15 protein-coding genes and 4 pseudogenes are annotated in these 21,497 nt (G+C 60.2%); 6 read left to right on the top strand and 13 right to left on the bottom strand.

Annotated features, from left to right (window positions below; genetic code table 11):
- Nucleotides 1-2: 2 nt before the first annotated feature.
- Nucleotides 3-1,433, top strand: a complete 1,431-nt coding sequence (locus GUI70_RS20205) for a S8 family peptidase (RefSeq protein ID WP_202630536.1) — start codon at nucleotides 3-5, stop codon at nucleotides 1,431-1,433.
- Between the two features lie 679 nt (nucleotides 1,434-2,112).
- Here GUI70_RS20205 and GUI70_RS24600 read toward each other — a convergent pair.
- Together GUI70_RS24600 and GUI70_RS20195 are read right to left on the bottom strand one after the other, a co-directional pair.
- The gene (locus tag GUI70_RS24600) at nucleotides 2,113-2,628 is read right to left on the bottom strand and encodes a transposase (RefSeq protein ID WP_237725070.1); all 516 of its coding nucleotides are present in this window, start codon (nucleotides 2,626-2,628) and stop codon (nucleotides 2,113-2,115) included.
- Nucleotides 2,629-2,927: 299 nt separating this feature from the next.
- A pseudogene (locus GUI70_RS20195) lies at nucleotides 2,928-3,670 on the bottom strand (IS6 family transposase).
- Between the two features lie 84 nt (nucleotides 3,671-3,754).
- Between GUI70_RS20195 and GUI70_RS20190 the strand changes: the two are divergent.
- Entirely contained in the window at nucleotides 3,755-4,156 is a 402-nt protein-coding gene (locus tag GUI70_RS20190; RefSeq protein ID WP_161884103.1) for a hypothetical protein, read from the top strand.
- A gap of 30 nt (nucleotides 4,157-4,186) precedes the next feature.
- Here GUI70_RS20190 and GUI70_RS20185 read toward each other — a convergent pair whose 3' ends face one another.
- The 10 genes and pseudogenes from GUI70_RS20185 to GUI70_RS20140 all read right to left on the bottom strand — a co-directional run bounded on the left by GUI70_RS20185 (nucleotide 4,187) and on the right by GUI70_RS20140 (nucleotide 16,516).
- A complete protein-coding gene (locus GUI70_RS20185; protein ID WP_161884102.1) occupies nucleotides 4,187-5,167 on the bottom strand; it encodes a glycoside hydrolase family 130 protein in 981 nt (326 codons plus the stop codon).
- Between the two features lie 38 nt (nucleotides 5,168-5,205).
- Nucleotides 5,206-7,620: a beta-sandwich domain-containing protein gene (locus GUI70_RS20180; RefSeq protein ID WP_161884101.1), complete on the bottom strand. Its 2,415-nt coding sequence runs from the start codon at nucleotides 7,618-7,620 to the stop codon at nucleotides 5,206-5,208.
- A gap of 10 nt (nucleotides 7,621-7,630) precedes the next feature.
- Nucleotides 7,631-8,980 (bottom strand): DUF4861 domain-containing protein, encoded by a 1,350-nt coding sequence (locus GUI70_RS20175; protein WP_161884100.1) that lies wholly within the window; start codon nucleotides 8,978-8,980, stop codon nucleotides 7,631-7,633.
- A gap of 61 nt (nucleotides 8,981-9,041) precedes the next feature.
- Nucleotides 9,042-10,301 (bottom strand): ABC transporter substrate-binding protein, encoded by a 1,260-nt coding sequence (locus GUI70_RS20170; protein ID WP_161884099.1) that lies wholly within the window; start codon nucleotides 10,299-10,301, stop codon nucleotides 9,042-9,044.
- 62 nt (nucleotides 10,302-10,363) lie between these two features.
- Entirely contained in the window at nucleotides 10,364-11,221 is an 858-nt protein-coding gene (locus GUI70_RS20165) for a carbohydrate ABC transporter permease (RefSeq protein ID WP_161884098.1), read from the bottom strand.
- Nucleotides 11,221-12,129, bottom strand: coding sequence for a carbohydrate ABC transporter permease (locus GUI70_RS20160; protein WP_202630535.1), 909 nt, complete (start codon nucleotides 12,127-12,129; stop codon nucleotides 11,221-11,223). Before GUI70_RS20160 ends, GUI70_RS20165 begins: the two co-directional genes overlap by 1 nt.
- Nucleotides 12,126-13,148, bottom strand: a complete 1,023-nt coding sequence (locus tag GUI70_RS20155; protein ID WP_161884097.1) for a LacI family DNA-binding transcriptional regulator — start codon at nucleotides 13,146-13,148, stop codon at nucleotides 12,126-12,128. Before GUI70_RS20155 ends, GUI70_RS20160 begins: the two co-directional genes overlap by 4 nt.
- A 277-nt stretch (nucleotides 13,149-13,425) precedes the next feature.
- Nucleotides 13,426-14,370 carry a glycoside hydrolase family 130 protein gene (locus tag GUI70_RS20150; protein ID WP_161884096.1) on the bottom strand — a complete coding sequence of 315 codons (945 nt, stop codon included), beginning with the start codon at nucleotides 14,368-14,370 and terminating at the stop codon, nucleotides 13,426-13,428.
- A gap of 372 nt (nucleotides 14,371-14,742) precedes the next feature.
- Nucleotides 14,743-15,494, bottom strand: a pseudogene (locus tag GUI70_RS20145) (IS6 family transposase).
- Between the two features lie 68 nt (nucleotides 15,495-15,562).
- Nucleotides 15,563-16,516 (bottom strand): NAD-dependent epimerase/dehydratase family protein, encoded by a 954-nt coding sequence (locus tag GUI70_RS20140; RefSeq protein WP_161884095.1) that lies wholly within the window; start codon nucleotides 16,514-16,516, stop codon nucleotides 15,563-15,565.
- Between the two features lie 856 nt (nucleotides 16,517-17,372).
- On the opposite strand from GUI70_RS20140, the pseudogene GUI70_RS20135 reads away from it, so the two are divergent.
- The 4 genes and pseudogenes from GUI70_RS20135 (at nucleotide 17,373) to GUI70_RS24590 (ending at nucleotide 21,163) form a co-directional block, all read left to right on the top strand.
- Nucleotides 17,373-18,165, top strand: a pseudogene (locus GUI70_RS20135) (IS6 family transposase).
- A 279-nt stretch (nucleotides 18,166-18,444) separates the two neighbouring features.
- Nucleotides 18,445-19,815 carry an oligosaccharide repeat unit polymerase gene (locus tag GUI70_RS20130; RefSeq protein ID WP_161884094.1) on the top strand — a complete coding sequence of 457 codons (1,371 nt, stop codon included), beginning with the start codon at nucleotides 18,445-18,447 and terminating at the stop codon, nucleotides 19,813-19,815.
- Nucleotides 19,816-20,393: 578 nt separating this feature from the next.
- Nucleotides 20,394-20,702 carry a transposase family protein gene (locus GUI70_RS24595; protein WP_306468320.1) on the top strand — a complete coding sequence of 103 codons (309 nt, stop codon included), beginning with the start codon at nucleotides 20,394-20,396 and terminating at the stop codon, nucleotides 20,700-20,702.
- Nucleotides 20,639-21,163: a transposase family protein gene (locus GUI70_RS24590; protein WP_237725068.1), complete on the top strand. Its 525-nt coding sequence runs from the start codon at nucleotides 20,639-20,641 to the stop codon at nucleotides 21,161-21,163. The genes GUI70_RS24595 and GUI70_RS24590 overlap by 64 nt, the downstream gene beginning before the upstream one ends.
- Here GUI70_RS24590 and GUI70_RS24585 read toward each other — a convergent pair.
- A pseudogene (locus GUI70_RS24585) lies at nucleotides 21,155-21,497 on the bottom strand (transposase); the annotation flags it as partial. The gene GUI70_RS24590 and the pseudogene GUI70_RS24585 sit on opposite strands and share 9 nt — an antisense overlap.

The raw sequence follows: 21,497 nt of genomic DNA, 5'->3' as shown, positions 1-21,497 counted from the left end.
AGATGAAACTGTCGGTCCAATCCTTGATGCTGCTTGGCTGGCTCTCCAGTTGTGGCCCAGCAGGCCCCGCCGAAACCAGGCCAGTCACCCTGAGCCTCAATTTGACCCAAGCGCTTCCCTCTGAGCGCGTCACGGCGACCTTGACCGGCGTCCCCGTACAAGATGCGCGCGTTTTTGTGGGGGATGCTGCCGCTGGCATCGTCTCAACAACGGGAAACACCATCGTTTTCACCTTACCTTCCAGCTTGAAAGCAGGCCCGCAAGTGGTGCGGGTGGATGCGGGAGGTCAGGGCTTCCGGCAGCCCCTGGAGGTGCTGGGGAAGGTCTCCACCACTGAAGTGGCCGTACTGGTCAAAGCGGGCGTGACAGAAAATGACTTCAAAGCCAGGCTGAATCAGCTCAACATGGGGTTGACCCTGATTGATTTCAAGCCCCTGGGGGGACCAGGACCATGTACCAATACCATGGCGCGGGTGGATGTACCCACCAATCAAAGCCTTGGGACAGTGCTCAGCCGACTGCGGCAACCGGCAGAGCAGGATGTGTTTCTCCAGGTGGATCCGCAGAGCCTCTGGGACCTGGATGCTGATCACCTCACCGCCATCGGCGTTCCAGGAGCACGGCAGCGGGGTCGCAGCGGGAAAGGCGTGACCATCGCCGTTCTGGATACGGGCGTCACCCGGCAAAGGCATGTAGGACAAAACCTCCTCCCCGGATATGACTTCGTGGATGAAGACGCAGATCCAAGCGACGCGTTTGATGACCCGCAAACCCCTGGCCAGGATGGACACGGCACGCCCGTGGCTGTTCTTGCGGCTGGTGCAGGGATCGGCGTTGCGCCCGACGCCCAGATTCTTCCCATTCGCATCGGGGATGCCCAGGGCCAGGTTCTGGCGAGTCGGGCTGTTCGCGGCGTCTGCTTCGCCCTGAAGAACGTCCCGCCAAAACAACTGGTCCTGAACCTCAGCTTCGGTGGAGACACGCCCACCCAGGGGCTGAGGAACGTCCTGGCCTACGCCCTGGAGCAGCAGGTTCTGGTCGCCGCTGCTGCCGGAAATCAAGGGAGTAACGGCCCCACGCACTATCCTGCTGCCTTCGATCTGCCCGGACTGGTTGCCGTTGGTGCGCTCCAGGCGCTGCCCACGGGGGAGTGGCGTCCTGCTCCATTCAGTACACGTGGGGCTTACGTGGACATCGCCGCACCTGGACAGGGCGTCACGAGCAGCAGCCCCACCAATGCCGTCCTTTCGTACGAAGGCACGTCGTTCGCGACGCCGCTCGTCGCAGGAGCGTTGGCTTTGTGGCGGGAAGCTTACCCGGCAGCCACCTCCAGTGAGATCGAGCAGCAACTCAAAGGCAGCGCCAGGTCTCTCCCTGCAGGTGGGACCACGGAAGTGGGCAGCGGCATGCTCAATCTTTCTCAAGCCCCCTGAACAGTCTCGAACCCACTGTTTCAGATAAGTCAAATCTGCACGGCTGAAGAGCTGTCCATGACGAGAGCCGGAAATGAAAGAAGGTGTTGGTGCGAGGCAAGCTGGGTGACCGCGTACCCTGATGTCCGAGTGGACACCCGAACAGATCGAGACGGAGCGGGTGATCAGCACCCAGACACTGTTTCACGACACCTGCCTGCTCGAACGCCAGCCGAACCTGAACTTCTGGGAGGAGGCGTGCCCACCTGTAGAGAGCATCGAACATCAGGGAGACAGGGCGATGGCATTCGCAGCCCGTCTGGATCATCTCGCCTACAATGAGGATCAGCGGGTAAACTTTACAGGTTGGCTCCGCGCTTTTAAGGAGCTGGGTAGAGGGTGGTCATCCTGGACATCACTTCGTAGACGACGTTCTCTGCGGTTCCCACCAACGCTTCATCGTCTTTGGCCATACGTCTGGACTTCCCGAGCCAGGCGAAGGTTCGCCGCACCACCCAGCGGCGCTTCAATACCACGAATCCCTTCGGCACCTCCATGGGTCGTGGAGGTGCGTCTTTTGGTGCCCAGGTTCCCTGCCAGCCTGACCAGGGATGCTTGACGACTTCGAGCGTCCAGCCCAGATGTGTTTTGATGTCGTGCGCCAGCTTTCCGGTCTACCCTGCATCGGCCCACAGGTACTTCATGCGCGGAAAGACGTTTGGTAGGTCGCACAGGAGGAGGACCGCGCAGGCGCGGTCTTGGATATTCGCCTCATGCACTTTGACGCCATCACCAGACCCAACGGATCAACAAGCAGATGACGCTTTCGTCCACTGACCTTCTTCCCACCGTCGTGACCGCGAGGACCGCCAGCTTCGGTCGTTTTTACCGGTTGACTGTCAATGCTGCCGGCACTGGGTGTCGCCTCGCGGCCGTCCCGCTGACGAAGCCGTTCACGTAACATCGTATGCACTGCCTCCCAGACGCCTTGCAATCGCCACAAACGGTAAGAACGATAGATCGTTTGCCAGGGAGGAAAGTCATGTGGCATCGCCTGGCGGACGATGCCGCTACGTAGGACGGAGAAGATGCCGTCCAGAAGCTCCCGTCGTGACCACTTGCGAGGACGGCCGACCGGAGCTTCAGGAGGGAACAGCACTTGGAGGACGTTCCACTTGGCATTAGTAAGGTTGTTTGGATGCGCGGACCTCGTCATCGTCGGATCACCTCGCAACTGATCGTCCACCAGTTCTCACACAGAGGAAACACGCGCCAGCACGTTTTTCAGACGCACTTTATTCACGGCGGTGACTCCGGCCGATTGCTTATTCTCCGGCGCTGCGTCGCTAGGACCAGGCCTGCGAGCCCCAAGAGTAGCCCTACCGCCAGGACTGTCCGGGATCGCGCAGGGCTCGGCTGACGAGCAGACCCGCTGAGATTGGCCGCCACCTTCTGGAAGGGTTGTGTTGCCTTAACTTGGCCCATGACAAATAGAGGGCAGGGATGGCCTGAACCTCAGGCCACCCCTGCCGCGACGGTTAACCACGTCTGGAACGCTCGTTTCTTATTTCTTCTTCTCACTGCGGCACAAACACTGGTGTGGGAATGATGGTGGAGATTGGTATCTTGGGCAGAACGGCACCCGTATGGGGCCTACCCGCTGATCCGGGCGTGCAAACTCAGGAATTCTTGAGCGCGTTTCTGTCGTCTGAAGCCCTGCTGGCTCCGCTCTGGTTGCCGTGTGGGACGGTGTGATTGCTCGACGAGATTGTTGCAGCGGGCCGTGGAAATCACTTGCTGATGATCAACCTTAGCCAAGCTCGGGATCTCCCGGATCGCAGCTCCATAGCTGGTCGGTATGAATGACTTCTGGGACGTCGTATTCTCCGAGCAGCCGAGTCAGGAACGTTTTCGCGGCTTTGGTGTCCCGGTGTTGTTGAAGCAGAATACCGGGCACGAAACCATACTCGTCTACTGCGCGCCACAACCCATGCCTGATGCCATCGACGCTCGCAGCACACCTCGTCTAGGGACCACCGGGAGCCCCGGCGGGGTTCCCGGTGGCGTAGGTCTTCAGCGAGGAGGGGTCCGAATTGAATACACCGCTCGCACAAGGTTTCGTGGCTGATCTGAATGCCGCGCTGGTACAGTCATTCCTGAACGTCCCTGTCGCTGAGCGTGAAGCGATGGTCGAGTCAGACAGCGTGCTGGATGATCGTCATTTCGAAACGGTGGCGGTAAGGTTTGGATTTGGTCACGGCGGGTCAGCCTCCCCCAACCCAGTTAAGGCAACACAATCTTGCCAACCTGCTGCTGACCCTCGTTGGACCAATCAGGGTCATTTGCTGCTGCTGACTGGTGACCGGCAGTTCAGCATCGGTGTACCCGGCATCCACGAGATGCTCCTGAGGACACAGTTCTTTCTTGCCGAGCTTGTGTTGGATGGCATCCGTACTGGTGACATCAGGGATTTCGGCATAGCAGGCCTCACTGTCCACAATCAAATTGTCTGTCACAGTGGAATTGGCCCAGTGAGCGACCTGCACTTCATGGGCCTGAGCGGCACCGATGCAGTCAGCGCCAACTCGTACTTGTATGTACCCAAGGAAGGTAATTTACTCATCGACACGGTCGTGCGGCCCGGCAGACCTGGCGACGCTGCCGTTTCCGACCTCACGCCACTCATGGACTTGAAGCCCTCAGCGAGGTTATCTCCAGTGAACCGAACGTCATGTGAGAAATGAGCTCTCGCTCTCCGACTGCCGTGGGCCAAGTTAAGGCAATACCACCGTTTCAGCTTCTCCCCGGCCCGCCAGCACGAAGGTCAGCAGATCGTCGTACTTGCAGGTCGCCAGCCCCACAACCCGGTCCGCGCCGCCGTAGTAGACCCACACCTGACTCTCCACCAGCGGGTTGGCGCACGAGAAACAGACATTCGGCACGTCGCCGCGAATTTCCCAGGTCTCGGCAGGTTCCATCAGAAATCCCTGCGGGCGGCTGAGCACTTTGCTGGGGTCGTCCAGGTCCAGCAGCGCGGCAGACAGGCGGTAGACGTGCTGGTTGTCATAGGCGTGGTAGAGAATCAGCCAGCCGTGCGGCGTCTCGATCGGCACGCCGCCCGCGCCCACCCGCTTCTCGTCCCAGCCGCCGAGGTCCGGGCGCGGCCCCATCACCACCCGGTCATCCGTCCAGGTCAGCAGGTCGTCCGAGAAGGCCACCCAGATGTTGGGCGGACGGCGGTGAAACATCACGTAGCGCCCGCCGATCTTACGCGGAAACACCACGTGGTCCTTGTTGTCCTCGCCGCGAATCACCGGGCCGAGGCGCTCCCACTGAATCAGGTTGTGTGATTTCGCCAGGCACGGCATGATCCCTTGCGGCGAATAAGCGGTGTAGGCCATGTAAAAGCACTGGTCGTCCTCGTGCCAGGTCACGCGGGGGTCCTCCACGCCCCTGGTCTCGTAGTCCTCCTGCGGATACAGAACAGGGTGTTCGAGCTTGTTCCAGTTCACGCCGTCACTGGACACCGCGTAGCCGATGCTGGAGATAAAGTCCACGCCCTGTGCCCGGAAGTGCATATGAAAGAGGCCCGCGTGCTGTACCACGGCGGCGTTAAAGACATTCATGGCCTCCCAACGGTGCAGCGGATTGGGGTAGAGCACCGGGCTTTGCGGGTGGCGCTGGAGCATCAGGCGGCTGCCGTCGTCGTTGCGGAGGGTGGCGGTGGGATCAAAGACGTGAGCGGGTTTGGTCATGGAGAACTCCAGGAATGGGTTGTGAGACAGTCGGACACTCAGGGCCGCTCAATCGTCAAACCAAATAAGTGCAGCGTCGGGCGGCTGGGCCACGTCACCGCCGTCAGCGTGCGGCCTGCGGGCACGGCCAGCGTCACGGCGTAGAGGTTGCAGTTCAGGCTTTCCAGCGTGCCATTGCTGATGCGCCGGGCATTGAAGGCGGCGACCACCGTCTCGCCAAACTGCGGCGACTGGCACCAGTCCGAGACGTTGAGCGCCGCGCTGAGGGGTTCGCCCTCGCTGAAGTGCAGGGTCAGGCTGGTCTGTGCCGCGCCGTGATCGGCGGTGATCAACAGGTGCAGGGCTGTGGCAGGGCCGGGCGGCAGGTTGAAGCGCAGCGCCTGGCTGGGCGTGTAGACGTTGGGCCGGGTCAGCGGATCGGGAAACAGCAACTGCACGCCTGCGACCGTCAGCGGCCCCGCTTTGGGCGCACGTTCGGCGGGCAGGGTCGCTCCCGCTGCGCCGCCAGGGTTGTCCAGATTGCCGCGCCGGGGGTCGGACGAGGTGCTGAAAGCGTCCCCGTTGAAGACCGGCGCGAGGTCAAGCAGTTCGTTCTTGCCGATGGTCTGCGCCGCGCTGAGGCTGACTTGCTGCGCTGTGGAGGTTTCCGGCCCGCTGTAGACCTCACCCGACCACTGCGCCAGCGCGAAGCCGTAAGGTGGAATCTGATCGCCCTCTGCCCGCTGGCCGGTCATGCGGTAGATCCTGAGACTGGCCCCGGCGGGCAAGCTCCCCGCAGACTGCGCTTGGTCCGACCAGCTCTTGAGCAGCAGCGTACGCGTCTTGCCCGCCGCCACCTGCTTGGCTTCCAATTCGGGAAAGAGCCACACGGCGTCCGGCAGAGCGTCGCCGCCTGCGGTCTGGGTGAGGGCAATCGGCGCACCGGGGGGCAACTTGAGGGTGCCGAGTGGGTAGGCCCGCAGGCCCTCGGGCGAGGCGGCCAGCGTCACCGTCTTGTTCTGGCCGCTGGCGTCCAGCCGCAAGGTGGCGGCAGCCGGGCGGCCCAGCGCCAGGAGTTGCGCCGAGTAGGTGCCCGCCTGCGGTCCCTTCAAGGTCAGGCTGCCGCCCCCGGAGAGCACCGCCAGCTTGCGCCCGCTGGCATCGGCAAAGCTCCGGGCGGTCGGCGGGCTGCCGAAATCCTGGCCGTTCTCGGCTTCCAGCAGGATGTCGGCGCGGCGCTCCACTTCCTGCGCGTGAAGGTACTGCGCCGCGCTGGGCCGCGCCTCGGCCTGTTGCAAGGCCAGCAGCGCAGTGACGTTGCTCTCAGCTCCAGCGCTGACGTTGACGAAGCCCTGCTCCAGGCCGTCGTAGGTGCGCCCCGTCGCGGCGTCGTAGAGCGGCAGGTGCTGATTGTTGAGCCCGAACAACCAGGCCGTCGTCAGACCGCCCAGCTCGTTCCAGACGTCTTCCCCGGTGGCGTCACTCAACGCGAAAAAGCTGCTGGCGATGGCCTCCATGCCGTAGGCGATCTGCGGGTAGAGCGTCGGTGCGGGCGTCAGTTTTTCAATCGGCCCGTCCGAGATCAGCAGCTGAATGAGCGGATGGGCGGCTTTGCGGGCCACCTCGATGAATTCCGGGCGATTCAGGACCTTTCCAGCCAGTGCCAGCGCCTGTACTTGCCTCGCGCCCCAGGCATGCCAGCCGACCCGGCTCTTGGTGTCGGGCAGCGGCAGGCCGAACGGATAGGTCGCAGTGTCTCCGGGAGCGAAGGCGGCGATCCCCTCGGCCACCCGGCCTGCCAGTTGCGCGGCGGCTTTGTCCTGCGGGTGCGTTTTCAAGTAAGTGCTGAGTCCCACCACCAGAATGCTGCCGACGTCGCTGCCGTCCATGGGCAGCCAGGTGGGGGCCTTGACGCCGTCCACGTCGCGGAACTGGCTGTACTTGGCGTCCACGTTTCTGGCAAAAGCCGTCACCGCTCTGTCCAGGCTGGCCTGCAGCCTGGCGGCGAAGGCGGGGTCGGTCTTCTCGAAGGCGGGCAGCGCCTCGGCTATTCCCCACACCGCCCGCGCCGCCCAGAAACCCGCCGACTTGAAGGAGGTCTGACCGTCGGTGTTGACGCGCCCCTCGCGGGTAATGAAGTTGTAGAACTCGCCGTCCGGGGTCTGCAGCAGCAGCACGATCTCCAGGAGGTCGCGGGCGTGCTTCAGGCTCTCCGGCGAGCCGTCGCGGGCGTAGACCACCACCGCGCGGGCCACGTCGTCCAGATCGACGAAGCCCTCGCCGGGGGCGTCCTTGAGCAGGTACTGACCGGGCGTTTTTGGGTCGGGGTCAGCGTAGATGGCCAGGCCGGTGTACGCCTTGCCCTCCACGGTGATGGGCGTCAGCAAGCTGTTCAGGTAACTCAGATTGACTTCTCTGGCGTGGACGCTACCCAGCAGGGCCAGCCCCAGGACCCACCCGAAGCGCGTCGTCATCTCGGGCTGCTCATTTCTTGAGTTCAGTCCCGCTCAGGGCCAGCTGACGGTCATTCAGGTAGGTTACCGCCGCGTCCACGCTGCCCGCCGCGTACGGCTGATACAGGTAGTGCCAGGTGACGCTGTCGCCGGGGTAATAATGGGCGGCGAAGGGGTTGGGCTGAGTCAGGACCGCCGCCGTGTTCGCGCCGCCCTTGAACTCGTCAGGCAGCCAGCGAAACACGCCGGTTCGCAGCTCGCCGGATTCAAATTGCCACTGGTTCCCGCCCACCAGCGCCGTGAAATCGGCGGGGGCGTCGGGCGTCATGTGGGCGATTTCGGCGACGCCCATCCCGGCCTTCTCGCTGTAGTTGCTGCGCCAGGCTTCGGGCGACACGAACAGGTACGGCGCACCCCAGAAGGCGGGCTTGATGTTCTGGCTGACCTTGAAGGCCAGGTACGGCTTGCCGCCGACCACCTTCAGGGCGCTGCGGTCGGCCGAGGCGAAATACTCCTGCGGCGTCTGCTTGGTCACGTCGCTGAAGGCCACCAGGCGCGGCAGCGGCGCGAGGTGGTAGGCGTCGGGGTCCACCTCGGTCATCAGCCGTGAGGCCTGGTGCTCCACCTTCATCAGGTCGGCGTAGCCCCGGCTCAGGAAGGTGTCGCTCACGTCCACGCTGCTGTCGCTGTAAATGCGCGAAATCAGGGTCTGCTCCACGCCCACAAAGTCTGGACTCATATACCTGGCGACGACGGTGGTGCGCACTGGACCCGCCGCAAGCACCTTGAGGCCCGTCAGGTTCAGGCCGCTGGCGGTGGTTTTGCCTTCCAGGTACGCGCCGAGGGTCTTGTCTTTGTAGAACGTGCTCTGGTTGTAGCCTTCCAGCCGCAGGTTGCCCAGCTCGTCGGCGATCACCGTGCCGCTTTTGTCCAGCAGCTTGACCAGGCCCTGCTTGCTGACCACCGCGCTGACATCGCTGCTCTGGCTGGTCACGGTGGTGGCGTCGTCTTTGGTGGTGGCCGTCATCATGGCCGGGTAGCTGACAGCGGTGGCGGGTGCGGTGTCACTGACGGTCAGGGTGGCGTCGCCATTGGCCCAGAAGGCCAGTTCGTCGGGGCCGCTGATACGCCCGTTGCCGTCGATATCGTCAATCTGGTAGGGCGCTTCTGTGCCGCCCACCATCACTTTGAGGCTGGTCCACTGGGTGGGAAAGTCCGCGCCGATGGCGTCACGCAGTTGCAGCAAAGTATAGCTGACCGGCACGGCGGCGCTGCTCTTGGGTACGCTGATCATCACGCTTTTCTCAGCGGCGCTGGCACTGCCTAAGAGGGCACTGATGAGGGTGGCGGCCGCGAGGGTGGACAGGTTGCGTTTGGACATGGTGTTCCTCCTTGAAGGATGGGACGCAGTGAATTGGATGGTTGCGCTTGTTCGGAACGGTTCAGAAGCCGTCAATGATGTCCCTGGCATTCTGCGCGGCTTTCTTGATGGCGCTGACCGGATCGCCCTGACCATGCACCACCGCCGCGTCGTATTGCCGTGAGATGGCGTCGAAGATCTCAATCAGGTTCTTGCTGTCGTCCACGCCCCGGGTATAAGCGCCCTGGGCCAGAAACTTCTTGAGGTAGGGCCGCGCCTTGAGGATCGGCGCGAACGTGGGGTCTTTGCCGATATTTAAGCGGTAGGGAATCTGCCCGGTGGATTTCATGAAGAGGGCGTCGTTTTCTTTGCTCAACACGAATTTGACGAACTTCCAGGCCACCGCCGGGTCCTTGGCCGTCGTGAACACAGCGATATTCTTGGGGTCGCCGTAGGTGTAGACCGGCTTGCCCTTCATGGCGTCGGGCATCGGCGGCGGCACGAAGTCAAACTTGAAGCCTTTGGGCGCGTTCTGCTGATAAAACGGCACGGTAAAGGGTCCGGCGGGTTCGATCAAGGCCTCGCCCTGAAAGAAACGGTTGGCGGCGGTGCTGCTCGTCGGCGCGAGGCCCTCCTTAAACAGACTGGCGAGGAAGGTGAAGACCTGCTGCCCGGCCTCATTGTCGAACGTGACCTTCCCGTTCTTGTCCAGCAGCGTTTTCCCACCCGAAGCGGCGATGTAAAGGGTGTAGAAATCAAAAAAGCGCTGCCACCAGGTCGGGTCAATGTTCGGCGCGTAGAGGTACTTCTTGCCGCCCCACTTGGCTTTCACCTTGCGGGCCGCGTCCAGAAAGCCGCTGTAGGTGGCGAGGTCGCCGGGTTTGACGCCCGCCTGGGCGAGCAGGGTCACGTTGTAGGCGTACATGGTGGGGTTGGACTTCCAGGGAATCTGGTAGACGTTGCCGTCAGCGCTGGTGTAGGCCTCCAGCACGTCTGCGCCGCTGCGGGCCGTCATGAAGCTCTTGAAATCGGCCAGTTTGTTGTGCGGATACAGTCCGCCCGCCGCCACGAACTGCGAGATCGCGCCGGGGTAGATGTTGGCGGCCACGTCCGGCGTTGTCTTGGCGGCGATGGCGGCCAGCAACACTTCCTCAGTGCTGCGGCTGGCGGGCAGCGGCTGCATCTTGACCTGCTGCGTGGGGTTGGCTTTGTTCCAGGCGGCGGTGATGGCCTTGGCAAAGTCAATTTCCTCCGGGTTGCTCGACGGCCAGAACGTGAGGGCCTGCTGGGCGCTGGCCGCCGTGCTGAGGGCGAGCAGTAAAAGCAGAGATCGTCTGATCATGTTGGCTCCTTTGTCAGAGAAGGCGAGATAAAAACTGCAAAAATTGCCGTTCTTGTCATGATTCACCCCTTGATACCGGTCGAGACGATGCCTTGTAAGTAGTACCGCTGAAAGACGATAAAGACGAGGACCATCGGCAAGACGCCCAGCAAGCTGGAGGCCATCACCGCGCCGAATTGACCGCCGGACTGCCCACCGATGGCGTAAACCGTGACGAGTTGCGTGAGGGTCATCAGGCTCTGCTCGCGGATGACGATGGCTGGCCACAGAAAGTCGTTCCAGCCGCCCATGAAGGTAAAGATGCCGACCGTGATGATGGTCGGGAGCGAGAGCGGCCAGAGCACCCGCGTCAGAATGGTGAATTCGCTGGCCCCGTCAATCCGGGCGGCGTCGATCAGATCCTGCGGCACCGTTTTGAAGGTCTGCCGGAACATGAAGATGCCGAAGGCGCTCATCATGCCCGGTAAGATCAGGCCCAGCAGGTTGTCGGTCAGGTGAAAGCGGACGATCAAGAGATACAGTGGAATCAGCAGGAGCTGGCCGGGAATCATCATGGTGAGCAGAATGACGTTGAAAATAAACTCGCGGCCCCGAAACTCCAGCCGTGAGAGCGCATACCCCACGATGGAGCTGAACAACAGGACCGACACCGTGATAGAACCGTAAGCCAGAACGCTGTTGAGCACGGCGCGGCCAATTGGAATCTGAGTGAAGACGGCCTTGAAGTTGTCGGTGGTGGGCTGATGGGGAATCAGATTGAGCTGATACACCTCACGGGGCGGCTTGAAGGCGGTGCCGGTCATAAAGATGAACGGTAGAATGAACGTAAAGGCCGCCAGGAGCAGGAGGCCGTAAAACAAGACCTGGCGGGCCGGTTCGCTGAGCGCGTTGAGACGGCTGCGCGGCGTCATGGCGGCCATCAGTACGTCAACTCCTGCTCCACCACACGGCGCTGCAGATACGTCACCAGGAAGATGATCAGCGCCAGTACCACGCCGATGGTGGAGGCGTAGCCCATGTTCAGGAACTGAAAAGCGTTGCGGTAGAGCAGCAGCACCACAGAGAGCGTGGAATCCACCGGGCCGCCGCCGGTCATCACGAACGGCTCTACAAACAAGCTGAAGGCCCCAATCGTGGACAGCACCAGCACCAGCAGCATGGCCGGATTGAGCAGCGGCAGAGTGATGTACCAGAATCGTTGCCAGCCCGTCGCCCCGTTGAGATTGGCCTCCTCATAGAGGCTGGGGGGAATATTCTGCAAGCCTGCCAGGAAAATCATCAAATAGTAGCCGACGTTCTTCCAGGTCGCCATAATGGCAATAGAGGGCATCGCCAGCGTGGTGCTGGTCAGCCATCCCTGCGGGGGCAGGTGCAGCACCTTGAGGAAGCCGTTGAGCAGGCCGTCCCCGGCGTAGAGCTGCGTCCAGATAATGGCGATAACGGCCCCGGAGGTCACATAAGGCAGGAAAAAAGCGGTGCGAAAAAAAGTCCTGAAGCGGATTGGGCCATTCAGAACCACCGCCAGCGCCAGCGCGACTACGATTTGCAGCGGCACATGCACCGCCAGAAAAATCAGTGTGTTCTTGAGCGCCGTGAAAAAGAGGTCATCGCGCAGGAGTTTCTGGAAATTTCTGGTGCCCACAAAGGGTTGATCGTTGCCCACGATGTCCCAGCGATGAACCGTCAGATAAAGAGCGAAGCCCAGCGGATAGGCGGTAAAGACCAGAAAGTGCGCCACATACGGCAGGGCGAACAGGTAACCCCACGGATTGGAGCGCTTGCGGCGCATCACGAGCGGCAGGGGCGGCGCGGCGCTGAGTTCGGTCATCGGCTGCTGTCTCCTTTGACAAAGTGGGGCTGAAGTTCCAGGTGCTGCGGCGTGTCCGGCGTCTCCAGCAGCAAGCGGGCGGCGCGGCGGCCCAGCTCCTGGCGGTCAATCTGCATGCTCGTCAACGCCATCAGGTGCAGGCGGCTCGGTAGGCCATCAAACCCGACCACCTGCACGTTATCCGGCACTTTGAGTCCCGCGTCCAGCAGGGCGCGAATGGCTTCCAGCGCCACCGGGTCGTTCGCGCCCACCACGCCGTCCGGCACACCGTCGCCCGCCTCCAGCACGCGCGTTATCGCCGTGTAACCCCCGCCGAGTCTGGGCGAGGCTTCCTGTACCCAGTCGGGGCGCAGCGGCAAGCCCGCTTCCTTCAGGGCGTCTTGAAAGCCTAAAAAGCGCTGCTGAAAATTGGGATTTCCCAGGTCCTCGGCCAGAAAAGCCAGTCGGGTAGAGCCCTGCGCAATCAGGTGGCGGGTGATCTGGGCACAGGCCGTGCGGTGTTCGCTGGTTACGGCGCTCAGCCCCTCCTCGTGGCGGTCAATCAGAACCACCGGCAGGTGGCCCTGCATGTCGCGCAGGGTCGATACTGGCAAATCGTGGCCGATCACCAGCAGGCCGTCCACCCGCTGCGCGGCGGCGAAGGCCAGCAGTTGGTGATCGCGCTTGAGGCTGGTCAGCACCAGATTCAGCCCCCGCGCTTCCAGCTCCAGCTCAATGCTGCCCAGCACCTCGCCGTAAAAGGGGTTGAGAAAGACCGGCAGGTGCTCACGGCCAATAATCACGCCGACGCTGTCGGTGCGCCCGCTGACCAGGCCGCGCCCGCGTGCGCTGGCAACGTATCCCAGGTCACGCGCCACCTGCACCACCTGGGCGCGGGTGTCAGGGTTGATCTCCACACCGCTGTTGAGCGCCCGCGACACAGTGGCGATGCTGACCCCGGCCCGCTCGGCCACGTCGCGGATACTGACACGCTGAGGCTTGGCACGGGCATGCTGTTGAAGCGCGGCGCTGCTGGACATTGACCTCCTCTGAACGATTGACTGGCAATCAGACCGGGCCCGACCACGGGCCGGAAACGTTTCCGAAACACGAAACGAAGGATAAAACGTTGACTTTGGGTTACGTATTCACATTAAACCTGTCGCCTCTGAAGTGTCAAGCAATGGAAAGGAAGTTCAAAATCCAGTGAAGATCTTGGCCTGGTGCATTTGCCGGAAAAGGTGTAAGACTTTCATGGCTGGACGAAGCGAGCGAACGACCTGCCAGAGCAGATAAAAGTAGAAACGCACAGAGGCTTTAGGGCCACTGCACCACGGCCCGCCCGATCACCCGGTCGCCGCCGCCGTACCAGACCTCAAGCTGGCCGCCCTTCCAGACCATGCCCTCCACGAACACCACGTTGGGCACCGTGCCGGCGAGTTCGTAGGTGCGCTCGGCTTTCAGGATGGGCGTCTCGGAACGGGCCAGCACATGCGCGGGGTCGCCGGGGTCGAGGAGGGCCGCGCCCACCGCGTAGACGTTATTTTTGTCGCGCCCGTTGTAGATCAGCAAGATGCCTCTGGGGGTCAGGATCGACGGCGGCCCCGGTTCGACGCCGCCCTCGTCCCAGGTGCCGGGGCGCGGCGACAGCACGGGCGCGGCCTCGGCGGTCCATTTGCGGGCATCGGGGCTGGTGGCCAGCTGAATGACCTTATCGCCGTAGTACATGAAGTACAGGCCGTTCAGGGGTGTCGCCAGAACTGCGCCCGATTTACTCCAGCTCCCGCCCACCTGGGCCAGCATCGGCCCCAGGCGCGTCCAGTGGCGCAGATCAGGGCTGGTGGCCGCTTGGAGCCGCGCCGCCGAGCGCCCGTCGTAGGCGGTGTAGGTGAGCAGGTAGGTGTCACCCAGTCTGATCAGCCGGGGGTCTTCCACACCGCCCGCCTCGGCTGCTCCCTCGGGGCTGAACACCGGCTGGGCCTCTCGCTCAAAGGTGACGCTGTCCTTGGAGGTCGCCAGGCCGATGCTGGACACCCCTTGCTGATTCTGGGCGCGGTAGAGCATGACGTACTGTTGGCCGTCCCAGATCACGGAAGGGTTGAACACGGCCAGCCCCTCCCAGCCCTTGCCCCGCGGCTCCAGGACGGGCCGGTCCGGGGTGCGGGTCAGCGCCTGAGGCAGTTGTGCGGCACTGGACTGAGCATGTGCGGGTTGAGCGAAAGCCAGCGCAGCGAGGACAACTCCGAGACTCCAATGACGCATGGTTCCCCTTCATCTGGTTTGGGAATTTCGGGCAGCGTTGCCGCAGGCGTTCAGAATACGCTCGACGAGTCGTTGTGGGATGTTCATGATAGCCCGTGCCCGGTCAATAGCGTGAACACCGGCTGCCTCAGCTTGGTCTGCCGGTCAGGTCTGGGCTGATGCCTGCCAGTACCTCAGGCGGCACTCAATCTTGATCCTTGTTTACGGTTGTGCTGCCTTACTTGATAACGGTACGGGTACGCTTTATTGCTCCCAGATTTGTCCCGAAATTTCGCGGCTGGGACACGTTCGGCTTCGCGGAGATCCATGCAAAGCTACGCCGTTATCAATAATTGGCGTCGCGGCAGACTGAGGGCTGGGGTGGCCTGAGATTCAGGTCACCCCAGCCGCGACGGCTGACCACGTCTGGAACGCTTGCTGCTGGTTGATTCGTCTGATCGTGGCGGCAACACTGGTGCGGGTGTGATGGTGCAGGTTCCCGATCCGGGCAAGCAGGCTCAGAAACACCTGCGCTCGTTTCCTTCGCTTGAATCCAAGCTGCTATCTCTCTTAATGCCGTATGGGACGGTGACACTGCTCGATGATATTATTGCAGCGGGCCGCCCTGATCACCTGCTGATGGTCGACGTTGACCAAGCTCGGAATCTCCCAGATCGCCGTTCCGTAGCTGCAGAGCTGATCGGTATGAATGACCTCTGGGACGTCATTTTCACCTAGAGGATTGGTCAGGAAGATCTTCGCAGCTTCAGTGTTCTGATGACGCTGGAGAGCTGTGGATGAGCACGAAACAGTGCTCATCCACAGCTCTCCAGCGGGAGGCGTGCCCAGGCGCGTCCGCTCTGCCCAAGAGGAGCTCGTGGCGAACGCCATTGACGCTCGTACAGACCTCGGTCCAGATATCACCGGAAACCCTGTCAGGGTTCCCGATGACGCAGGCCTTCCGCGAAGCGGCATCCGAACTTGACACACCACTCGCGTGGGGTCTCGTGGCTCACTTGAATACCGAGCTGGTGGAGTAATTCCCGCACGCCTCGGTAATTGTGGGGAAGGCGGTGGTAGAGCTAAACAGCGTGCTGAATGATGGTCATCGGAAAACGGTGGCGGTAAGGCTTGGCGTCGGTCACGGCGGGTCAGCCTACCTCAACCCGATCAAGGCAACACAACTTTTAATCTTTTTTTCTAAGGGGCTCCTCTACGAGCCGACCGTTCCACTGGCGATGAGACCGTCCAGCGATTCGCGCACCGCTTCCAGCGACGAGTAGCGCGGTGCGTACCCCAGCACCTGCCGGGCCTTATGAATGCTGCAATTGGGGCTGCGAGCGATATGTTCCCAGGTGGCCTGGGCATCGGTTTCCGGGACCGTTTTCTGCCACGACGTATAAGGAGCGAAGTTCAGCGCCGCCTCGTGGCCGAACCAGCGTGACACCTCCTCGGCGTAACCACGCAGAGTTAGGGCGGCAGGCGAGACGACATGAAACGACTCGCCCACTGCCGCACCCCAGTGGGTGAGTGCCCGCTCGAACCCCTGGGCCACGTCGTCGGCGTGAACATGGTGCACCGTCTCCAAGCCGAAGTTCGGCAGCGTCAGCGCTTCTCCCCGCATCAGTGCTGAGAACACCTCTGGGTTGAAGTGCCCGGCTGGATTGAGCGGCACCCAGCCGACCCCGACGATGTGTCCAGGATGCAGCACCGTGGCCGGAAATCCGTGCTGGCGTGCGGCGGTGAGAAGATCACTCTCGATGCGTGCCTTGGCGAGGCCGTACTCGCCGAATGGTCGCCGGGCCGCCGTTTCGGTGGTGGGCACTTCCACGCTGTGTCCGTGAACCCAGATGGTGCCGCAGTGCAGGAAGTGCTGGATGTGTCCGCGCAGCACGTCCATGAGCTGACAGTTACTCTCAGGCGTAAAGCAGATCAGGTCGATTACGGCGTCGGGCTTGAGCCCCAAAATTTCGCGCCCGAACTCGCCAGCCCCTTCGGCGGCGGCCCGGTCGATGTTGACCTGCTCCACACCAGACCAGCCCGCCCTCCCCTGATAAGGCTCTCGTTGCTGCCGGCTGACCGACACCACCTCGCAGCCGAGGGCCAGCAATCTGGGTACCAGATAAGTACCGATATGCCCTGTTCCTCCAATCAACACGACCCGCATTGCGTCCTCCTGTGTGTTCTGCCCTCAACCCTAGCCGCTCAGAGCTGGAGTCGGCAAGCAGATGAAGGAAAGCGTTGGGATGACCTGAACCCGGCCAACTGGGCCTCACAGCATAGGAAGCGGAACCCAGTGTTCAGCAAGATCGAGGCGGTGTCTTGGGTCTAGCAACGGTCAAGGTCTGGCTGGGCGTCTGCCAAAAAGCCGCCGCATTATTGGATATCGTTAGGGCGCTGCCAAACAGCCAGATGCCGCGTCATGTAGAACCGGTGGGGCAACTGATGATCCTGCTTTAGTCGCCAAGACGATAATGAGCAAAGCAGAAGGCGACCTAAAGGTCGCCTTGATTTCTTTTATATATAGGCATATTCACCCGTTGTCAAATTCATGCACTGAGATGCGGACGAAACTCTGCATATTCAGTCCTCAGAAAGCGGCTCCAGGCTCAGTACCCGACAGTTTGCTCAAGCGGTTTGAGACAGCTCCAAGAGCTTGATGAGAGCCAGCACCTCTGTGTCACCTTGATCAATCTCTCGGCTGAGCGACCGGACCAGGGTTCGTAGGCCAAGCATGACGACACTCCATACCCGTTTCCCATGCTGTTTCAGCAGGCATTCTGGAGGAATGCCCGCCAATACGCACCGTATGTACGTCAGGATCAGCAGGCACAGGCGGCGGCGTCATATGGGTGCTTTCCAGATTGACGCCTTTGGTCTGCAATGCTCTAAACAGACACTCAATCCGGAAGCGTTTCCGATAGCCAGTCTGAATCCTCGTCACGGATCCAGCGTTGCTGGCGATGATCAGCGCTTCACCGTCCTGGGATGGTCCTGGCAAGTTGTTGGCGTAGGGTAAAGCCGTGCTGACCGATCAGAACCTTCCAGGGTACCGATTCCCGCTTTCGGTGATCGGTCATGCCGTCTGGCTCCACCACCGCTCTGCCCTGAGTGACCGGGATGTCAAGGAACTGTTGTTCGAGTGTGGTATTGACGTCTCTCGCAAGTCGATCCGCACCCGATGCATCAATTTCAGCAGTGCGTTTGCCCAGAACTTACGCCACCGGGAACCCCGCCGGGGTTCCCGGTGGCATCTCGATGAAATGCACGTGGTCGTGGGCGGGTTGACCCACTGGCTTTGGAGCGCGGTTGACGAACCCGGGGCCGTGCTTGATGTGCTGCTCCAGCGCCACCCAGACACAGACGCAGCACGGTCTTTCTTCCAGCGACTGTAGGGCGAAGATGACGTTCCAGACACAGTCTGCACGGATAAGCTGGCGAGTGACGGGGTGGCCATCCGCGAACTTCCGATCCTGGAGGATGTCGATCACCTGCTGGTGATCTCCACCACCCGGTGCAACCACCTGATTGAACAGCGGGTAGGCCCCCTAAGGGTGCCGTTCTGCATAAGACAGTCTCATCGGCCGACACGACGTCAGAAACGGGGTCAACGGGGATTTCGGCAGGTCAAACGGACCCAAGGATTTCTCGACCTGCACACGAGAATCAGCGGGCAAGCGTCGTCATCAGCGCTGTTCTGCCCAAGACACCAATCTTCACGGCTTGACCCACTCGACGATTTTTGCTAGCGACCGACGATCTTTTCTAAAAACCGCACTGCGAAGCTGGACGGTCGTCGTGCAGCAGGTGGCCTGAAGTTCAGGCCACCTGCTACCGCTACTCCTCGGGTCTACTTTGCCAGCAACAGCTTGCCAGAACCCGGTACAGGTAGGTGGTGCGGCCCCCGACCACGGCTAGTATCAACACTGTGAGTACGGTCAATCGGGGGGACCGATTGAAAAACAGGGTGCTAACAGGGCGAAGAGGTTATCTTGTGGATGTCGGCTCCGGGCTGTTTTCATCGTGGGAAACACTTTATTGGAGACGACTTTTCCTGACTATCTCTGATTTCTGACCCCTAGAGAGAGACTGGAGATGTTAAAGTTAGAATTAAGTCATTATTCCCCCTCAGGAGACTCTGTGCGACTATTCGCTGGCAAAATTCCTATTTCTACTCTCCTCTCACCAAGCGCCGTGATGACTGCTGTGATGGGCATCGGCCTCCTAAGCCTGCTTATTCCAAAAGATTGGTATGAAGGTGTCTTACGCGAGCATGATTTCATGTACCTTAATTTATCGCTTGCTCTGTACGTCGCTTTGTGTGTACTTGTCTTTTGTCTGGGCGCATGGTTTACGCAGTATCTGGTAAGGCGACTTGTTAGGGTGGCGCATTATACACGTTCATCGCGCCTCCATGACCAATTCTCCTCAAATATTTTGCTTATTTTGGCCTGTCTCCTGAACATCTATGTTATAGGTTACCTGCAGCAAAAAATAGGATTGTCTGTTATTATCTCGAGCCTCGGAGTAGCGACTGAGGACACGCGCCATCTAATTTCAGAAAAATTGGGACTAGCGAATTTGAGCTGGGTTCCAACATTTACCTCTGCCATAATCATTTGGGGAATCTGGTCACTCCCGCCCCGTGTTAGGTGGAGAAATTGGTTATGGTTGGGCGTTCCTGCCGTTCTACTGTTAGCGAACGTACTACTGACGCTAACACGCACCACGCTTATTGATATGGTGTTACCAATAAGTGCGATTGTCTTAAGGCGTCGGTTTGCCCTCTCTCAAATTTCTGTCGCATGGCTAGGGCGAACTGTGATGTTTGCTCTGACAATAGTACTAGTATTTTTGAGTGTGCTTACATTCGCCCGTGGTCAGGCAAGCTCGGGTAATTCTACTTTGCGGAGTCTGTTAGGTTATGGTCCCGCGTCATTTAATCGCTTGGCTGCCGTCTATGAAGGCAAGTTGCACTACCCAAATGAAGGCAGTACATACTACGCTATTCAGGGTGTTTGGGACATGCCTATTTTCGGAAAACAATTTATTGCAGCCGGGAAGGAAAAGCATCGTGATCTTCCTAAAAATAATTACGATAATTGGCGAGCCCAATTCTTATTTGTTGAACAATCTGGCCTTCAGCTTGAATACATTTGGGCTACAATGCCCGGCCATGTGTTAGCTGATATCGGTCCCGGCTGGGCAGTAATCTGGCATTTTATTGTCGGCATGGTTGCCGGATTTGCGTACGGCTTATTTTTGAAAGGGCGCAGTTTCGGGCTCGTGTTTTACCCATTTTTGTTTTCAGGAATCTTGCAGTCATGGTCAATTCCTCGTATGGTACAAAGTACGATCTGGTTTTTTTTGTTAGGGGCTATCTGCGTCTTTCTACTACGCCGAATTCCGCGCATTGTTATGCGGCGTCGTGAGAATACTCCTTCCGCTCGGACCCTAGGGACCTGACAAAAATTTTAGGTAAGCGTTCTCAGTGAAATAACACTATCATCTGTTCGCATATCAAGCGGTCACTAAACCTCTAATGTAAATGACTGTCGAAAATTTGGTCAGGCCCTCAGTACCCGAGATCTTGCAGTTTTCGGTCATATCAGCAACACATTGTCCAGCACAGTTTTCCAATGCAGAATCCATAGATAGATTTAGGAAAGCAGTGTGCTGGATAGCTCTTTTCGGCTATCTTATCGACGTTTCAAGGAAAACAGCACCGAGAAACGCTCGAGGTCGTGATGAACCTGTTTCTCGCTGATCAAGGCCAACCGCTCCCTCAATTGGCCACCGTGAAATCTCCCTCGGCAGTCAGCCGATTTTTCAATAGACTTCCTGCGAAAGTGCGCCGCTACACTGTGTGAGTGAGTCACGAGCGCCTGGAAGGCACGCTGAAGATGAACCGCACGCGCTTCAAACGACGCACCGAAATCTCTCCTGAAACGTTCGCTTTGATGGAAGCTGTCCTGATCGAAGGGGAAGGTGCCAAGAAGAAGACAGGATGACCCGCAGCGCTCACGACTGCTGAACAGTTCCTCCTGACACTGGCGTTCCGGCGGGAATACCGGACGTTTGCACATCTGGGCGATGACTGGGGCGTTCACGAAACCACCGTGCAACGCACGGTGGAACGCGTCGAAGCGGCCCTGATTGCCAGTGCGCAGTTCCGACTGCCCGGGAAGAAGGTCTTGAAGCAAGCAGAAAATGTCTTCCAGATGATTGCGGTCGATGCAGCCGAAACGCCGTGTGAGCGACCCAAAAAAAGCGGGCAGGCCCCATACGGGTGCCGTTCTGCCCAAGACAGCAGCGCGCTTGGTACAGCGGCAAGAAAAAGCGCCACACGCTGAAAACACAGGTGGTCATCAACGTGGCGACACCCATAATCATGGGTGTCGCCACCACCGTTGGGTCTCGGCTTGATCTGACCCTGTTTCGCGACTCGGGGGTGCGGATCCATCGGGAAACTGCGCTGATCAGGGATGCCGGATATCAGGGGATCTGGCGTGATCACGGGCACTCAATCACGCCGCATAAGGAGATCAAGGGCAGCCCGCTGACGTCTGAACAGCGTCAGAAGAACCGGGTGCTCGCCTCGACCCGCCTACGGTTCGAGCATGTCATTCGGCGAAGATTTTTCGCGTGCTCAAGGACGTATACCGTCATCGCAGACGACGCTTTTCCTTACGCGCAACTCTCAGCGCTGCTCTGTCCAACCATTCCACGGCTTATCAAGCGTGACTTTCGCAGGAGGTCTAATCTGGAATGCCCCCATAACGCAGGACCAGCAGGCAAGTCACTTCTAGGCTGAATGATAGCGGGCGGCGAACTCGACGGGTGGCACGTAGCCGAGACTGGAATGCAGACGTTGCCGATTGTAAAGCTCTCCAATGAAACGGTCAATCTGCTGCTGGGCGTCGTCCAGGTCGAGATAATCCTGGAGATCGACCTCCTCGTGCTTCAGGGTTTTGTAGAAGCTCTCCATGCAGGCGTTGTCGTACGGATTTCCCTTCCTAGACATGCTTGGGTGACGCCCATGGACCGCAGGCAGTCCACGTACACCCGACTCGCCTATTGGACCCCCTGGTCCGAGTGGTGGAGCAGACCTGCTGCTGGACAACGCGCCGCGAGCGCGTTGTCCAGCA

This window comes from Deinococcus alpinitundrae (assembly GCF_009982895.1).
Taxonomy (GTDB): domain Bacteria; phylum Deinococcota; class Deinococci; order Deinococcales; family Deinococcaceae; genus Deinococcus; species Deinococcus alpinitundrae.
This window is presented reverse-complemented; position numbering and strand designations above follow the sequence as displayed.

Excerpts from the sequence above, each read along its gene's own strand:
- GUI70_RS20185 (WP_161884102.1), bottom strand. The coding sequence starts at position 5,167 with ATGACCAAACCCGCTCACGTCTTTGATCCCACCGCCACCCTCCGCAAC.
- GUI70_RS20130 (WP_161884094.1), top strand. The coding sequence starts at position 18,445 with ATGTTAAAGTTAGAATTAAGTCATTATTCCCCCTCAGGAGACTCTGTG.
- GUI70_RS20205 (WP_202630536.1), top strand. The coding sequence starts at position 3 with ATGAAACTGTCGGTCCAATCCTTGATGCTGCTTGGCTGGCTCTCCAGT.
- GUI70_RS24600 (WP_237725070.1), bottom strand. The coding sequence starts at position 2,628 with ATGACGAGGTCCGCGCATCCAAACAACCTTACTAATGCCAAGTGGAAC.
- GUI70_RS20175 (WP_161884100.1), bottom strand. The coding sequence starts at position 8,980 with ATGTCCAAACGCAACCTGTCCACCCTCGCGGCCGCCACCCTCATCAGT.
- GUI70_RS20170 (WP_161884099.1), bottom strand. The coding sequence starts at position 10,301 with ATGATCAGACGATCTCTGCTTTTACTGCTCGCCCTCAGCACGGCGGCC.
- GUI70_RS20150 (WP_161884096.1), bottom strand. The coding sequence starts at position 14,370 with ATGCGTCATTGGAGTCTCGGAGTTGTCCTCGCTGCGCTGGCTTTCGCT.
- GUI70_RS20155 (WP_161884097.1), bottom strand. The coding sequence starts at position 13,148 with ATGTCCAGCAGCGCCGCGCTTCAACAGCATGCCCGTGCCAAGCCTCAG.
- GUI70_RS20165 (WP_161884098.1), bottom strand. The coding sequence starts at position 11,221 with ATGGCCGCCATGACGCCGCGCAGCCGTCTCAACGCGCTCAGCGAACCG.
- GUI70_RS20140 (WP_161884095.1), bottom strand. The coding sequence starts at position 16,516 with ATGCGGGTCGTGTTGATTGGAGGAACAGGGCATATCGGTACTTATCTG.
- GUI70_RS20160 (WP_202630535.1), bottom strand. The coding sequence starts at position 12,129 with ATGACCGAACTCAGCGCCGCGCCGCCCCTGCCGCTCGTGATGCGCCGC.
- GUI70_RS20180 (WP_161884101.1), bottom strand. The coding sequence starts at position 7,620 with ATGACGACGCGCTTCGGGTGGGTCCTGGGGCTGGCCCTGCTGGGTAGC.